General features: G+C 62.4%; 10 protein-coding genes. 4 read left to right on the top strand and 6 right to left on the bottom strand.

Going from position 1 to position 12,958, the window contains the following annotated elements:
- Positions 1-183: 183 nt before the first annotated feature.
- From E1J61_RS10055 to E1J61_RS10065, 3 genes are read right to left on the bottom strand one after another with little or no spacing between them, the layout of a single operon-like run.
- A complete protein-coding gene (locus tag E1J61_RS10055) occupies positions 184-963 on the bottom strand; it encodes a WecB/TagA/CpsF family glycosyltransferase (RefSeq protein WP_133093912.1) in 780 nt (259 codons plus the stop codon).
- Positions 960-2,102 carry a glycosyltransferase gene (locus E1J61_RS10060; protein WP_207951194.1) on the bottom strand — a complete coding sequence of 381 codons (1,143 nt, stop codon included), beginning with the start codon at positions 2,100-2,102 and terminating at the stop codon, positions 960-962. The genes E1J61_RS10055 and E1J61_RS10060 overlap by 4 nt, the downstream gene beginning before the upstream one ends.
- Complete coding sequence (locus tag E1J61_RS10065) at positions 2,092-3,480, bottom strand: undecaprenyl-phosphate glucose phosphotransferase (protein WP_133094223.1); 1,389 nt, start codon at positions 3,478-3,480, stop codon at positions 2,092-2,094. The genes E1J61_RS10060 and E1J61_RS10065 overlap by 11 nt, the downstream gene beginning before the upstream one ends.
- Positions 3,481-4,024: 544 nt before the next feature.
- On the opposite strand from E1J61_RS10065, the gene galU reads away from it, so the two are divergent.
- From galU to E1J61_RS10085, 4 genes are all read left to right on the top strand, one after another.
- Positions 4,025-4,894: a UTP--glucose-1-phosphate uridylyltransferase GalU gene (gene galU / locus E1J61_RS10070; RefSeq protein WP_133093913.1), complete on the top strand. Its 870-nt coding sequence runs from the start codon at positions 4,025-4,027 to the stop codon at positions 4,892-4,894.
- Positions 4,895-5,036: 142 nt separating this feature from the next.
- Positions 5,037-5,822 carry a transcriptional regulator gene (locus E1J61_RS10075; RefSeq protein WP_133093914.1) on the top strand — a complete coding sequence of 262 codons (786 nt, stop codon included), beginning with the start codon at positions 5,037-5,039 and terminating at the stop codon, positions 5,820-5,822.
- A 231-nt stretch (positions 5,823-6,053) separates the two neighbouring features.
- Entirely contained in the window at positions 6,054-7,757 is a 1,704-nt protein-coding gene (locus E1J61_RS10080) for a hypothetical protein (protein ID WP_133093915.1), read from the top strand.
- A gap of 202 nt (positions 7,758-7,959) precedes the next feature.
- On the top strand, positions 7,960-9,081 hold the full coding sequence (locus E1J61_RS10085; protein WP_133094224.1) for a hypothetical protein: 1,122 nt from the start codon (positions 7,960-7,962) through the stop codon (positions 9,079-9,081).
- A 73-nt stretch (positions 9,082-9,154) separates the two neighbouring features.
- Here E1J61_RS10085 and E1J61_RS10090 read toward each other — a convergent pair whose 3' ends face one another.
- The 3 genes from E1J61_RS10090 to E1J61_RS10100 all read right to left on the bottom strand — a co-directional run bounded on the left by E1J61_RS10090 (position 9,155) and on the right by E1J61_RS10100 (position 12,925).
- Positions 9,155-9,352 carry a DUF1484 family protein gene (locus E1J61_RS10090; protein WP_133093916.1) on the bottom strand — a complete coding sequence of 66 codons (198 nt, stop codon included), beginning with the start codon at positions 9,350-9,352 and terminating at the stop codon, positions 9,155-9,157.
- 320 nt (positions 9,353-9,672) lie between these two features.
- Entirely contained in the window at positions 9,673-10,992 is a 1,320-nt protein-coding gene (locus tag E1J61_RS10095; RefSeq protein ID WP_133093917.1) for a sigma-54 dependent transcriptional regulator, read from the bottom strand.
- Entirely contained in the window at positions 10,982-12,925 is a 1,944-nt protein-coding gene (locus E1J61_RS10100; RefSeq protein WP_133093918.1) for an ATP-binding protein, read from the bottom strand. The genes E1J61_RS10095 and E1J61_RS10100 overlap by 11 nt, the downstream gene beginning before the upstream one ends.
- Between the last annotated feature and the right edge of the window lie 33 nt (positions 12,926-12,958).

A 12,958-nucleotide genomic window follows, 5' to 3' on the forward strand; every position in this document is an offset into this window, starting at 1 on the left:
ACCTTTCCCTCTTCACAAGAGTTAGGCTAGGAGATTGTCGGACTTGAACAAACGATACCCATGACAAGGCGATACAACGGTTTTGGCTCTTCCACCGCCCTGCAACTCGCGAAAAATACTTAATAATTAATTCGGACAATTACTCGTCCATGCTAAGGCTCCGATAGGTTCCTAGCAAGAGGATTATGCGCTGCGCCAACGGCCAACAATCAGCTCCTTAATGACGAGGAACGGGAAAGTAACAGCACCGTAAGCGTACCGCTTGGCCAATCTTCGTGGCTCAGATCCCATCCTATGCAGCCATTCCAATCCAGCCCGCTGCATCCATTTAGGTGACCGCCGCTTAACGCCAGCAAGGAAGTCGATGGTAGCGCCAACGCACAGAGCCACTTTAACCGGAAGTTGGGGTGCGTACTTTTCAACCCAGAGTTCTTGTTTTGGGGCGCCTACTCCTAGGACGAGCAGTTCAGCGCCGGATTGTGCAATTTTCGCGCAAATGGAAGCACACTCTCCCGAATCATTTTCGAAGCCGAATGGAGGGCTATATGTGCCGACCACGCGAATATTTCTCCACATTTCTTCGATGTTGCGTGCAGCTAACTCAGCCACTCCGGGCGCTGAGCCTAGTAGATAGACCGTGAGGTCGCGATGCCATGTCGAGGAGGCGTGCGCAAAAATATTTGGTACCAGGTCGCTTCCGGTGACTCTCTCGGGGAGAGGTGTCCCTAGGAGCTTGGACACCGCGACAAGTGGCCAACCGTCTGCAAGTATCAGGCTGGCAGATCGGTATGCTCGTAGAAAATCCTCTGATTGTCCGAGCTTTACAATGTGATCAACATTCGGCGTGACAACATACTCACAGGTACGTTTGTCCGATTCGAGTTTTTTCAACACCTCCGCGACCGCATCGGTTCTGTCAATCGCATCGATCTCTATTCCAAATGCATGTAGGCGTTTGGTCATTTTACGATTTGCCGGTAGATGGTTGCTACCTCTCTTGCCATTGCTAGATCCGAGTAGTGGGAGCGCTGTCTAGCCCGCCCGCACTCCGCAAGCCGGTAGAGCCGGTCGGGTGATTCAATCAGCTTCTCTATTGCCTCGGCCATTGCGTGAGGCTGATTGGGCTCGACAATAACTCCGGCGCCGTCGGGCTCTAGGACTTCCGGAATTCCTTCGACCCTTGTGGCCACTACAGGTAGACCAAGGGCCATCGCCTCGATGACAACCATTGGTAGTCCCTCGCCGAACAGGCTAGGTAAGACGAACACATCCATCTTCTTGAACTCGGTGGGGACGTCGCGAGTAAATCCTGTCCAAGTAATAACGTCATCGAGATTTAGCCTTGCTGTGACCTCGCGGATGTGCATCTCATACTGGACAGTTTCAAACGCTCCTACCGCGAGGAGGCGCACAGATTGGCCCTTCTCTCGTAGCAAGGCTATGGCTTGTAGCAACACCTCGAGCCCCTTACGCTGACGGAATAGGGCGACCGTACCGATCACCCATTCTGATGACTTACCGTTCGGAATGGCTTGATCGGCGATTGCGGGTACCCCGTTGGGGACTACTGCAATCTGATTCGACGAGAATCCGCAATCGCGAAGATACTGGCTCAAACTGTTGGACACAGCGATAAGCTTCGCGGCTTTTGAGAGACTCCAGTTCTCCACGATCGTATTGATGAAGGTGCGAGCGCGGCTATCGCTGTCACGACGGGTAGGGCTATGAACGTGATGAACCATGGGAATGCCCGCTTTGCTTGCGGCGAACTTTCCAATGAGTGCAGTACGTGGCGTGTGAGTGTGGAGCAGGCGATAGCCGTGCTGCCTGATGAGATCCGCGACATGGCCTGCTACAGACGTGTCGAATCTGGAACGCATCAATACCCTATGAAGGGGCGTATCGACCGACATCCGACAGCTTGGAAACAGTTCCGGCTTGAGACAAGCGAATCCACATTCGACGCCGAACTCAGGCAGTCGCAATGCAAGGAGATCCTGAACTCTTTCGGCCCCGGAGTAGAACTCTCCGTTAATCAAATGCAATACTTTCATTGGATGCATAGTTTTCTGGCTTGGCGGTCGGATTTTTTCAGTACGCATTCCGACCCGTCCACCCCTTGAACGCCGTCCAGAAAATAATTCTCAGGTCCATCAGGAACGACCAATTGCGGATGTAGAACAAATCATGCTCCACCCGCTTGGCCATCTTGTCGAGCGTATCGGTCTCACCCCGATATCCGTTGATCTGAGCCCAGCCAGTAATGCCTGGCTTAACCCGATGCCGCAGCATATAGAAATCGAGCTGATCCTTGTAGATGTCATTGTGTGCCATGGCATGCGGCCGCGGTCCGACCACACTCATTTCGCCGCGGAGGACGTTAATGAACTGCGGCAGTTCGTCTAGGCTGGTGCGCCGGAGAAGGGCGCCGATGGGCGTAACGCGGCTGTCGCCCTTCCTTGCTTGGGTGACAGCGCCATGCTCATGGTGGACCTTCATGCTACGGAACTTGTAGACATGGATGACACGGCCATCCAGTCCAAGACGTTCCTGTTTGAAGAACACCGGGCCGGGCGAGCTTTTCTTGATGAGCAGGGCGATGAACAGGAAGAGGGGGGAGAGCAGGGCCAATACCAGAGCCGCAAAAACTCTGTCGAATGCGCCCTTGAGGACGCCCCGCACGCCAAGCGAGGGCGGACGGTTCAGTTCCACCGCCGGCATTCCCATAAAGTCCTGCATCCGGTGATTCAGCAGCTGGAAGTCCAGCAAACTGGGCATCCACTTGATATCGATAAAGTCGTTGCGCAGCGCATAGGCAATGCTTTGCATCTGGCGCGTGGCGCTGATGGGGAGGGTGATCCAGACTTCATCAACGCAGTGTTCGCGAGCGAAGGTGGCGATATGGTCGCTGTCTTCGATGCGGGGGATCCCCTCTGGTGTGAAGTCGTCCGGCCCGGCGTAGATACCGGCTACCCGGAAGCCGCTCCACCGGCTTGCTGCTGCGCGACGGTACATTTCCTGGCCGGTCGTCCCAAATCCCACGATCAGGATATGTTTGGAGTTTCGACCAAGGCCGCGCGCCAGAACGAGAAGGGTGTAGCTAGCGCTTCGCAAGGCGAACAGGCCAATGACTGTTCCCACATACCAGTACCCCACCCACAGCCGCGACAGCGATCCAGTCTGATGCATCAAGAAACTCATCATGATGCCGATAAGCCAGACAACGGACCATGCGGCCAGCAGGCGGGCGCCGAGCGAAATAAAGCTGCGGCCACGCCAGGAGTTGTACAAGTCGAAGGCCGGCAGCACGATGAACGCTACCACACAGCTGAAGTAAAGAATGAACTGATGGATGGGGGCAGCTACCGTGAAGTCTGGCGGAAAGCGCAGTTCCGTGGCAAGAAAGCCGGCCAGCCATATGGTTCCTACGTCTGCCAGACGCACGGCCAGAGAGAGGCGATCGTGGTGCCTCACAAACATCTCTCGATAGATCCCCATGCTTCTCTCCCGGTAACGTCGTCGCTCCAGCCAGCGCGGATGTCGCGCGGGCTGTATTCCCCGGCAATTAGAAGACCCCAAGGGTATGAACCACGACAAGGCTCGCAGCCTGCAGGTGCGAAAACTGATCGTCGTGATACTTTTGGTATTTTTTGTGTTGAGGGCACATTAGCATAGCTCTGCCGACTGCGGCAATGTCGCGCGCTGCTTTTTTCGATCCCCGGCGGGACGCTGTTGCGGCAGTGCAGCACGTCACCCGATCAGGGGGTGCGAGTCTCCCTTTTGTGTGGAAAATCGCGGAAGAGGCCCGGTCGGCTCGGCGAAACGGGGGCTTGAAGGGACTGATTTCAAGAGAAATTTGCTATGGCGCAACAAGAAGGGTGGACTAGAGGCCGGGGTGGGGGCGAACGTCACTGCTGAGTGGCCAGCTCACTAGTCATCAATCCAAGCTTTCGCGCCAGAGCGACAAACTGCTGGCACGAACATTCAGGCTGCGACTAGCCCGAACCAACAAGGATCAAGAATCGTGGACTCTCGCGTCACCAAAGCCGTTTTCCCCGTAGCAGGACTCGGCACCCGCTTTCTGCCGGCTACCAAGGCCAGCCCCAAGGAAATGCTCCCGGTCGTGGACAAGCCGCTGATCCAGTACGCAGTGGAAGAGGCCATGGCCGCTGGCATTACCGAGATGATCTTCGTCACTGGCCGCTCCAAGCGCGCCATTGAAGACCATTTCGACAAGGCCTATGAGCTGGAGGCAGAGCTGGAGGCCAAGAACAAGCAGGCCTTGCTCAGCATGGTTCGCTCGATCAAGCCTTCGCACGTGGAATGCTTCTATGTGCGCCAGCCAGAGGCGCTGGGGCTGGGTCACGCCGTGCTGTGCGCCGAGAAGCTGGTGGGCAACGCACCGTTTGCGGTGCTGCTTGCCGATGACCTGTTGGATGGCCAGCCGCCGGTGATGAAGCAGATGGTGGACGTCTATAACCACTACAACTGCTCCGTGCTCGGGGTGGAAGAGATTGCGCCGGAGCAAAGCCGCTCTTATGGCGTGGTCGACGGCCGTGAATGGGACCCGAACATCATCAAGATGTCGCGCATCGTGGAAAAGCCGGCGCCTGAGCAGGCGCCCTCCAATCTCGGGGTGGTGGGCCGCTACATACTCACCCCGCGCATCTTCGAGCATATCCGTCGACTCAAGCCGGGTGCGGGCGGTGAGTATCAACTGACCGATGCCATCCAGTCGTTGCTGACTCACGAGCAGGTTCTGGCTTACCGCTACCAAGGCGTGCGCTATGACTGCGGCAGCAAGCTCGGCTATCTGAAGGCCATGGTCGAGTTCGCGCTCAGGCATGCGGAAGTCAAGGAAGAGTTTGGTGCTTACCTGCGTGCAAAGGCGTGAGCCGACACGCGTTGTGAAATAAGAAGAAGAACGGCGAGACCAGCTTGCCCGGGCAAGCTGGACGGCTGCAATACAAGAGGTCGCGGGGTATTCATGGGGCTTTTTTAGCTGCGGCACTTGTGCGCCGGGCAAAGTGGGCAGGATGCAAGAAGAAAAGGCGGCTTATACCCGCGAGGAGCTGGACAACTACTTTGCTTCCTTTGCGGGTATGGAGGGGGGCAACTTGTCTGCCGCCGTCTGGATTTGCGATGTCGCGCCCTACGCAAATGGCGCGCTGAGTGCGCCTCTACAGCCGGTGAGGGCGCCGGGCGCCTGGGATCGCGCATTCCGGCAGCGGCACAAACGTGAACTGATTCGTTGGCAAAAGCACTACAAGATTGCGCGCATCATGGCTGCTGCGCGGGCGGCCACGCTGGGGCAGGATAGCGAGCGCATTGATGGCATGCGCTATCTGGCTTCCCGCTTGTACGCTGCGGAAGGGTGGGAGTTAAAGCTCAGCCTGTTCCCGATGGCCAGCCGGCCTGACGGCGAACAGGCCTGGTCCACTGTCTTCCGTAGCCAGCCGGAGCTCAGTACTCGCAAGCAGTTTCTGAATCTGTGTCGCTTGGGCGGACGTTTCCGCTTTCTGGCGGAACTGCGGCGGAACATGCGGCCCAAGGTGCTCGTTTGCCTTGGCGCCCGGCAGGCTGATGACTATGTGCGTGCATTCGGCTTTGAAGGGGTGTGCCGCAATGAGGTCATCCTGCAGCCGGCGGATCTGACCAGGACGCTGCAGTGTTTTTGGCACGAGGGCACGGCAATGATGATTGCCCCCGCGTTTGGCGGGGCACATGGCCTGAATTCGGATGTGCTGCTCGATGCGATGGGGCAGCATGTCGCGCAGTGGCTGGTGCCGGCTGACTTTGCTGCCTTTCCGGCGGAGGGCTGATGAGCCGTGGTCTGGCACGAGGAAACCGTTGCCAGCAAACGGCCGCAATGGCTGAAACAGCCCAGCCGCACTTGAAGCGGCATGCTCGCCCTTGCCATCGAATTGTCGTGGAGGTTGACGATACTGCATCGTGCCCGGAAGATATTGCATAATTTGACAATGTGATAGATTTGGTATTTCTACTAGGTTTGTGCTGTAAACTTTGATCGTCGACCGGATTTGGAGATAAACATGCAAGCGAGCCTTTCGAAACCTTTCCTGCTGGCGGCTGTCGCCTCCGCGGCCGTCCTGCTGGCCGCCTGCGGCGGCGGCGGCGGTGATTCCTCTCCGCCTCCCAGTGCCACCGTCAGCGGCAAGGCTGTCGATTTCTATCTGTCCGGTGCGACAGTAAGCTTCCTGGACTGCAAGGACTCGGCTGGCAAGGCCCAGACCGCGACGACCAACGCGACCGGCGATTTCACGTTCCCCGCAAACTGCACCAGGAGCGCCCTCTCGGTGACCGGCGGTACCGATATCGGTACTGGTCTGCCGTTTAATGGCGTGATGCAGGCCCCCGCGCTGGAATATCGCAGCGGCATCACCCCCATGATTACTCCGCTGTCCACGCTGGTGGCACAACTGGGCGCAGCTCAGGCTGCCGCTGTGGCCGCAAAGCTGGGCCTGAACGGCAAGGATCTGCTCACGGCGGATCCGCTGCAGGACATGGACGTCCTGAAGGCGGCGGTGGTGGTGCAGCAACTGGTTGAGCAGATCAGCAAGACGCTGCAAGGCGTGGCCGCCGGTGCCGGTGGCAGCCTGAGCAAGGAAGCGGCGGCCGACGCTGCTGCCAAGGCAGTGGCAAACGCGGTCGCCGGTGCCAGTGGCACGGTGAGCCTGGGCAGCGCCGCCACCGTGACTGCGGCCATCAAGGCTTCGGTGCAGAATGTCCGGTCCAGCCTGCCGGCAAGCTTGCAGGCCGATATCGATGTCGTTGCCACCAACGTGGCCGCGCTGGCTGGACCGGTGGTGAGCCAGCAGGTCAGCGACGTGCAGACGGCGCTGGGCCAGATCAAGAAGGGCAAGGATGCAGCCAGCACCGTAGAGGCGCTGAATGATAGCGGCGCACTCGTCGCCCTGAAGGATAGCAGCGAGTCCACTCTGGTTACCTCGCTGGCTACCAGCACTCCGCCGGCTGTGCTGACCAACAGCAGCAACACGTCCAGCCTGTCCACGCTGGGTGACGCCGTGGCCACCGGTTCGGCGTCTGACGTGCAAACCGCCGCTGGCGCCGTGAGCGGCCTCGACAGCAGCCAGCTGGACAAGGTGGTCGATGCGGTCACGCTGAAGGACTACCTGCAGGTCAGCAACGTCTCGATCAATGGCACGCCTGTGGAGCTGTCCGAGAATATGTCCGTCAGTGGCAACCTGACCGACGTAAAGGCGGTGCTCTCGCAAGTCGGCAATCCGTTCGGTACGGGCTCGTCCGACATTCGTGTTGGCCTGCGCTATGCCTACAATGGCAACACGATCGAAGTGGTCTTTGAGAAGGTGTCGCTGGTCTTCAGCGGAGCCAATCTGGTTTCCGCGACGTTCCCGGCCAATACCAACTACTCGTTCCGTGTGATCGGCAACCTGCCGGCGTCCGCAACGCTGACCAACATCGACCCTGACTTCCTGTTCTCCGGTGGCAATGGCCAGTTCACGGTGCCGTTCACGACTGTCCTGAACAAGGTGAAGAACAGCGGCGCCCTGACCGCCGCGCAGATTGACGCGCTGACACCCAAGGCACCTGGCACTGTGCAAGTGGCTGTTGCGGTGTCTGGTGTCGACGGCGCGAAGGTCAAGCTGGGTACCGGCACGGGTAACCTGGCCAAGGAAACGGCGCAGGTTACCGTGGACACTGAAGCCAGCAAAGTCAGCGGCCGTGGTCTGCAGTCGACCATCACGCTCAACTAAGCTGTCGTTTCGCTTCAGTCTTCGCTTCTGTCGGACGTCCCCCTCCGTTCTGGGGGACGTAGCCGGGCGTCCGCGCACTACCGCCTTGCGGCGCGTGTCGTGGTCGCCCGGTTTTCTTGTTTACGGACGATCACGGACCTGCTGCCGCGCGTCCGCGGCTTAGTCGGGTGCTGCAGGGCGCCTGGCGTCTCCGGAGTTGATGATGTTTGAGTTTCGTTCCCGCCATGGTTTTGCCGTTGCGGCGGTGGCTTTCGGCCTGGCCGCCTCAGACCTGGCGCAGGCAGCGTCCGAAGATGTGTTTTTGCGTGCCGAGCCGACCACTGGCGAGTTCACCGGCTTCCGCGCGGAGGCCAGTTACGATGCGGTGAACGATACGCTGGATATCTTCAATCTGCGCACCCGCCAGGGGCCGGCGCCGGACAACGCCGGCGACTATCGCGGCGGCCGGTTCATGCTCGGCTACAAGTTCTCGCATACGTGGTCTGGCGCAGCCACCTACTGGCGCCGCAATATTGACTATGGGCAGGACACCAACAGCATCGATAGCTGGCAGCTGGCGCTGCACTACGACCCGCTGGCCGAGCCGGGCGCCCGGGATCGCCTGATCTTCCGTTTGTCGTTGTGGGGCGATCGCTCGGGCGCTGTCAGCAAGACGTCGCCCACGCAGGTACGCGGCACCACCTTTAATCAGTTGCGGGTCGATGATCCCAATGATATCCAGGTGCAGGCCGACATGATTTTCTCGGGGCAGGCGACCGAGCGCAGTACGCTGACCGGCTTTATCGGCGGCGGCTTCAGCCGCGTGTCGGTGGGCGACGTGCACGCCCAGGTACGCCGTGGAAACTGTAATTTCAATATCAATATCAACTCTGACAATATCGCCAGTGGCAGCCTTGCCGCGCCCTGCCGTATCGGCGGGTCTGTGCTGCAGGAAGCCAGCTTTTCGGCCAATGCCTCGCAGTTCGGGCTTGATGTCAACAAGGACCTGAACTACACAGCTGCTTTTGCCACGATCGGTGCGTCCTGGCGGTGGAAGTACGAGCGCTTTTCAACCCAGCTCGGCTATCAGTTCCAATACCTGTTCCGCAACAATATTGACGACCGGCTGTCGAATTTCGGCGTGTCGCCGATCAAGTCCAACCATACGCTGGGCCTTGAGCTGTCCTACAACGTGGTGAAGAACGTGGAACTGTTCGTGCGTGGGCAGGCGTTCCGCTACAACTTTGTCGGCACCATTCCTTTCCTGTACAACGCCGCCACGGCGGGGCGGCTGGATCGGTACTACGGCTACGCTTCGTTTGGCGTGCGGTTTTCCGGATTCTGACCACGGGATAGAAAGAGGAGGCCCGTGAGGCCTGCCCCTCTCCGATGGGCTATGGAGCAAAGCGTATTCAGGTTCAGCACGCCTCACATGTCGCTTGCAAGGCTTCATCGAGCCGCGTCTTCAGCATCGCCAGCAGGCGATGCGCGGCATAACAGTCCTCGGATCGCTCGCTGGCGGTTTCGAGCAAGGCGAGCACGCCTTGCATGCCGGCGCTGATTGTTTCGAGCAGGGTGGGATCGTTGGCTTCAACCTTCGTAGGGGAAATGGACATCGCAGACTCCTGGGTGGGTTGGGTGGTCCGCCAGGAAGCAAAAAGGGTGGCGGGCCTGACAGCGGGGAGGGATACCGGCGAACAAGCGAACAATCGTTCCGGTCGGCCTTGCGGCCGGCCCCGCCCGGCCCGCCGTTGATAGACTGACGGGCGCGTGCGATGTATTTGGCCCTGTGATGCGGCCGATGTTCGCTGGTCCTTGCGGGTATCCCGACCCGTCCGCCGATGTCTTCGGCGAAGCGCTCAGTTTCCCTTGATGCCCAATGTCGGTCGATGAGACGGATCTCAATCCGCACCACGTGCTGGCAGGAAGCACCTGCCTACAGCGCGTACTTCTTCACCTTGTCGAACAGCGTGGTCTTGGCCACGCCAAGCGCCTCGCTGGCGCGGCTGAGGTTGCCGTCGTGCCGGCGCATGGCATCGGCGATCAGCGCGCGCTCGAACTGGTCGACCGCCTGCGCCAGCGGCAGCGCTTCCGGGGCGGCGGTGCCCTGGCCAGGGTTGCAGCCCAGCCCGAGGACATGGCGCTCGGCCAGGTTGCGCAGCTCGCGCACATTGCCCGGCCAGGGGTAGGCCACCAGCGCCGCCAGCTCGGCCGCGCTGGCGGGCACGGCCTCGCGCTCGAAGCGCAGCGCCGCCTGCGCGACGAAATGCTCGAACAGCGCCGGCACGTCTTCGCGCCGCTCGCGCAGCGGCGGCAGCTCCAGCGTGATCACGTTCAGGCGGTAGTACAGGTCGGCGCGGAACTGGCCGGCATCGGACAGCGCGCGCAGGTCGGCCTTGGTCGCCGCCACCACGCGCGCGTTGACCGGCACCGGCTGGTTCGAGCCGAGCCGCTCGACCACGCGTTCCTGCAGCACGCGCAGCAGCTTGATCTGCAGCGGCATCGGCATGCTCTCGATCTCGTCGAGAAACAGCGTGCCGCCTTCGGCGTGCTCGATTTTGCCGATGCGGCGGCGCGCGGCGCCGGTGAACGAGCCCGCTTCATGGCCGAAAATCTCGCTTTCGAACAGCTGTTCGGGCAGGCCGCCGCAATTGATGGCGACGAAGTGGCGCGCATGGCGCTGGCTGGCCTCGTGCAGGCAGCGCGCCACCAGCTCCTTGCCGGTGCCGGTCTCGCCGTGGATCAGCACGTTGGCGTCGGTGCCGGCGAGGTCGGCGATCAGTCGGCGCAAGCGCTCGACCGCCTGCGAATGGCCGATCAGGCGGGTTTCGAGTTTTTCGCGTCCGGCCAGGCGTTCGCGCAGTTCTGACACTTCCAGCGCGAGCCGGCGCTGCTCCAGCGCGCGGCGGGTGGCGTCGACCAGCTGCTCGGGCGAGAACGGCTTTTCCAGGAAGTCGTAGGCGCCTTGCTTCATCGCCTGCACCGCCAGGCCCACGTCGCCGTGGCCGGTGATCATGATCACCGGCAGCGCGGGGTCGCGTTCGCGCAGCTGCGCCAGCAGTGCCATGCCGTCCATGCCGGGCAGGCGGATGTCGCTGACCACCACGCCGGCATAGCCGGGGCCGACCTCGCGCAGCGCCGCCTCGGCGCTGCCCACGCCGCGCGTGGCCAGCCCTTCGAGGCGCAGCGCCTGCTCGCAGCCCAGGCGCACGTCGGCATCGTCCTCGACGATCAGTACGGTCAGTTCAGCCGGCATGCGTGGAATCCTGTGGCCTGGCCTCGTGCGGCGCCAGCGGCAGCACCAGCGTGAAGCAGGCACCGCCGTCGGGGTGGTTGGCGGCGGACAGGCTGCCGCCGTTTTCGTTGAGAATGCCGGCCGACAGCGTCAGGCCCAGCCCCAGCCCCTGCCCGGCGGGCTTGGTAGTGAAGAACGGCTCGAACAGCCGCGCGAAGGCTTCCTCGGACAGCCCCGCGCCGTTGTCGCGCACGGTCAGGTGGACCATGCCGCCGCCCACGTGCGCATGCAGCGCGATGCGCGGCGCGGGCCGGCCGATGACCGCGTCGAGCGCGTTGCCGAGCAGGTTGACCAGCACCTGTTCGAGCCGGTTGGGGTCGCAGACCACGGCCAGTTCGGGATCGATGTCGCGCTGCAGCTCGGGCTGCACGGCGTCCACGCGCGTCTGCAGCAGGAACAGCGCATTGTCCACCGCCTCGCCCAGCCGGGCCTGGTTGCGGCCGTTGCCCGACTTGCGCGCGAACGACTTGAGCGCGCCGGTGATGCGGCCCATGCGCTCGACCAGCCCGATGATGGTGTCGAGGTTGGTGCGCACGGTGGCATAGTCGCCGCGCTCGAGGAACTTGCCGGTGTTGCCGGACAGCGTGCGCAGCGCCGCCAGGGGTTGGTTCAGCTCGTGCGCGATGCCGGTCGACATCTGGCCCACCGCGGCCAGCTTGCCGGCCTGCAGCAGGCCGTCCTGCGCCTGGCGCAGCACGGTCTCGGCGCGGATGCGCTCGGTCACCTCGGCCTGCAGCCGGTGGTTGGCGGCGGACAGGTCGGCGGTGCGCTCGGCCACCTTGCGCTCCAGCTCGCTGTTGGCCGCTTCCAGCGCGGCGCGCGCGGCCAGGCGCTCGTTGACGATGCGCCGGCGCACGTTCCAGGCCGCGCCCAGCAGCAGCACGAAGGCAGTCAGTACGCCCGCCAGCGCGGCGCTGTTGAGCGCCGCCACGCGCGCCTGCGAGGTATTGGTCAGCAGCGTCAGCTGCCAGTCGGTGCCGGGCAGCGCGGCATGCTGCGCCAGCATCGGCGGCCCGCGGCGCAGGCGCACCAGTTCGTCGCTGCTGCCGCCGTTTTGGTTGGCAAGCTTGCGCACCGATTCCAGCGGCAGCTGCGGCAGCGGCGCGCGGTTGTACTGCAGGCTGCGCGACAGCCGCTGGCGCGCCTCGTCCGACAGCGGGCGCAGCGCGGCCAGCTTCCATGACGGGTCCGAGGCCAGGATCACCACGCCGTTCTCGTCGCTCAGCAGCATCTGGCTGTCGGCGCCCTGCCAGCGGTTCTCCAGCGGCTCCAGCCCGATCTTGACCACCGCCACGCCGGCCGGGTTGTCGCGCTCGCCCAGCGGCGCGGACAGGTAGTAGCCCGACTCGCTGCGCGTGGTGCCGACCCCGTAGAAGCGGCCGAGCTGGCCCTCCATGGCGGCCTGGAAGTAGGGGCGGAAGCTGAGGTCCTCTCCCAGGTAGCTGTCGGGGCGCTGCCAGTTGCTGGTGGCCAGTACCCTGCCGTGGGCGTCCAGCACATAGACCACGCGCGTGCCGGCACGGGCATTGAGAGAAGTCAGGTATTCGTTGGCGCGGGCCACGCGCGCGGCGTCGTCCGGGCGCAGCAGCAGTCCGGAGATGCGTTCGTCCAGCGACAGCAGGCCGGGCACGTAGTCGTAGTGCGCCAGCTCGCTTTCCAGCGCCTGCGTGTACAGGCGCAGCTGCACCTGGCCGCGCTCGGCCTGGCGCGCCAGCGCGTTGTCGTAGCTGTAGCGGTAGCCGAGCGCGCCGGCCAGCCCGATCAGCACGGCCAGCGCCAGCAACGCCAGCAGCGGCGCGGCGCCGCGCAGGACGTGGGGCAGGCGCGAGGGCGTGGCGGGTGTGGCGGCGGGCGCGTGCGGAGTGTCGCCGGGAGGGTGGAGCGGGCCGGTCATCAGGAAGTCTGGTCAGGCAAGGGCGAAGCGGCC

It is taken from the genome of Cupriavidus sp. L7L (assembly GCF_004353535.1).
In the GTDB taxonomy this organism is placed as follows: domain Bacteria; phylum Pseudomonadota; class Gammaproteobacteria; order Burkholderiales; family Burkholderiaceae; genus Cupriavidus; species Cupriavidus oxalaticus_A.

Bases quoted from the DNA above. Each gene is read 5' to 3' on its own strand.
- E1J61_RS10055 (WP_133093912.1), bottom strand. From the start codon at position 963: ATGACCAAACGCCTACATGCATTTGGAATAGAGATCGATGCGATTGAC.
- E1J61_RS10060 (WP_207951194.1), bottom strand. From the start codon at position 2,102: ATGCGTACTGAAAAAATCCGACCGCCAAGCCAGAAAACTATGCATCCA.
- E1J61_RS10065 (WP_133094223.1), bottom strand. From the start codon at position 3,480: ATGTTTGTGAGGCACCACGATCGCCTCTCTCTGGCCGTGCGTCTGGCA.
- E1J61_RS10075 (WP_133093914.1), top strand. From the start codon at position 5,037: ATGCAAGAAGAAAAGGCGGCTTATACCCGCGAGGAGCTGGACAACTAC.
- E1J61_RS10080 (WP_133093915.1), top strand. From the start codon at position 6,054: ATGCAAGCGAGCCTTTCGAAACCTTTCCTGCTGGCGGCTGTCGCCTCC.
- E1J61_RS10085 (WP_133094224.1), top strand. From the start codon at position 7,960: ATGTTTGAGTTTCGTTCCCGCCATGGTTTTGCCGTTGCGGCGGTGGCT.
- E1J61_RS10090 (WP_133093916.1), bottom strand. From the start codon at position 9,352: ATGTCCATTTCCCCTACGAAGGTTGAAGCCAACGATCCCACCCTGCTC.
- E1J61_RS10095 (WP_133093917.1), bottom strand. From the start codon at position 10,992: ATGCCGGCTGAACTGACCGTACTGATCGTCGAGGACGATGCCGACGTG.
- E1J61_RS10100 (WP_133093918.1), bottom strand. From the start codon at position 12,925: ATGACCGGCCCGCTCCACCCTCCCGGCGACACTCCGCACGCGCCCGCC.